This window comes from Paracoccus sp. 22332, assembly GCF_052045125.1.
Lineage (GTDB): Bacteria > Pseudomonadota > Alphaproteobacteria > Rhodobacterales > Rhodobacteraceae > Paracoccus > Paracoccus haematequi_A.
This window is the reverse complement of sequence record NZ_JBQEOI010000106.1, coordinates 1-1,958: the sequence shown is the minus strand read 5'-3', so window position 1 is coordinate 1,958 and position 1,958 is coordinate 1. Positions and strand designations below refer to the sequence as shown.

General features: G+C 63.5%; 2 protein-coding genes and 1 pseudogene. All 3 read right to left on the bottom strand.

Going from position 1 to position 1,958, the window contains the following annotated elements:
* Positions 1-68: 68 nt before the first annotated feature.
* A complete protein-coding gene (tnpA, locus tag ACTJI6_RS23965) occupies positions 69-452 on the bottom strand; it encodes an IS66-like element accessory protein TnpA (protein WP_126152565.1) in 384 nt (127 codons plus the stop codon).
* Positions 453-791: 339 nt separating this feature from the next.
* Entirely contained in the window at positions 792-1,397 is a 606-nt protein-coding gene (locus ACTJI6_RS23960) for a sensor histidine kinase (RefSeq protein WP_440804259.1), read from the bottom strand.
* An 81-nt stretch (positions 1,398-1,478) separates the two neighbouring features.
* Positions 1,479-1,807 (bottom strand): annotated as a pseudogene (locus tag ACTJI6_RS23955) (PAS domain-containing protein); the annotation flags it as partial.
* Positions 1,808-1,958: the final 151 nt, after the last annotated feature.

The window sequence follows — 1,958 nt, the reverse complement described above, 5'->3', positions numbered from 1 at the left end:
CTCGATGCCCTTGCGCATGTCGGTCACCCCGCAGGCCAGATAAACCCGGACACCGGTGCCGGGCCCGATCATGCCGCCTCCACCACCCGGATCAACCGCGTCAGCGTGGTCGTGTCCAGCATCGGGTCAAAGCGCAGGCACCGGCCATTGGCCAGCTGAAGCTCAATCAGGGCGGGGCGTTGCGGCGTCAAATCTTCAGCCAAGGAAGGCACCGCCAATTCGGCGGGCGCGCTCAACTCCACAGGCAAGAACACAGTCTCCGGAAGCGGGGAAAGCAGCCCCTTCTTCTTCAGCTCATGCCGCCAGGCATAAAGCTGCTGTCGGGTTACCTCGTGGCGCTGCGCCACCTGCGTCACCGTCGCGCCCGCCACCCCCACCGACAGCACGATCCCGAGCTTCTCCTCGTCGCTCCAGCGACGACGCCGTTCCAGACCCAGAATGTCACCACGCATCGAAAGCCCCGCATAAGATACGTCGTTAACGACGTCGCTATGCACGTGTCTTAGCCGATCACCCCACGCTCAGGCAGGCGGTGGCAACCGGGCGGTTACGTTACATCAATTCGCGAGCGAAAACTAAATCTCAACGGCCCATGCTGAAGCTTTCACTGGCCGTTGCGCAGAAAGCGCCGCCGGGTGCCGCGATCTGCAGCATAATCCCTCCATCAGCCGAGCAGCACGGGGGATGGTTTCTGAGCTCTCTTCACTCGGCTGGGGAAGACATCTCAACTGGCCATTCCGCTCGCCGTCGTCTCCTCTTTCCATCCCCCTCACCACAGGCGCTTGGTGCGGTCAGACGCCGTGCTCGGGAAGATCCGCGGACAGTCGCGCGGAGCTGACGTCCAGGACGGCATGCATGCCGCTGGTCGTGAACTGCCGCGAAAACGATCCCTCCAGCTGATCCTGCAGGGCCAGTTCGCACATGACCGTGCCAAAGCCCTGCCCGGGCATAGCTGGCCCTGCATGCTCCGGGGCGAAGGTCTCGTCCCAGTGGATGATCAGCCGGTTGCCTTGCCGCTCCGTTCTGATCGCCAGCCGACCGGTGTCGCGGGACAGCGCCCCGTATTTGACCGAGTTCGTGGAAAGCTCGTAGAAGACCAGGGCCAGCGGTGTGACGGCGGCCTCGCTGACCAGGACATCCTCGATGGCCAGGTCGACCGGCAGCGAGCCGGCGAAAGGCTCGAGGATCGCCTCGAGAAGCCCGCGCAAGGACCGCTTTTCGGAGATTGCGGCATTCTCCTCGTGTGCCCCCGGCGCCGTCAGGGAATGGGCGGCCGCCAGGGCCAGGAAGCGGCCGCGCATCTGGGCGACCAGGTCCTCGACCGTGGACGTCTGTCGGCTGCAAAGGTTCAGCAAGCCGCTGGCGATTGCGAAGCTGTTTCCGACCCGATGCTTCATCTCCGACAGAAGCAGACGCTGCTGCTCGGCCGCACGATGCTGGGCGGTGATGTCCCGGGCGATCTTGGAGGCGCCGATGACCTGGCCATGCCTGTCGCGAATTGGCGAGATGCTGACCGAGATCGGAAACAACTGGCCGTTCTTCTTGCGCGAATTGTCTCGAAATGCTGGATGCGCTCGCCCCGGCGCAACCGGCTGATGAAGTCGACCTCCTCGTGCTGCCGGTCCTCGGGGATGATGAGGGTGATGGACCGGCCCAGCACCTCATTGGCCGGGTAGCCGAACATGCGCTCTGCGGCGGGGTTCCAGCTCAGGATGATGCTGTTCAGATCCTTGGCCACGATCGCATCGTTGGAGCCTTCGACGATTGCCGCGAAGTGCTGCTGCAGGTTCTCGTCCAGAAGCGACATGGTAATATCCCGGTGAAAGCGCGCACCCGCAGTTGAAGCCCAAAGTGGTCGTGTCTCGGAAGTGGTAGAAATTGTCTGGCGGCGTAATCTCCGGGTGAACCAACACCCACCCAACCGGCGGCGGCAACCGCCAGGGAGATCACGCCATGAA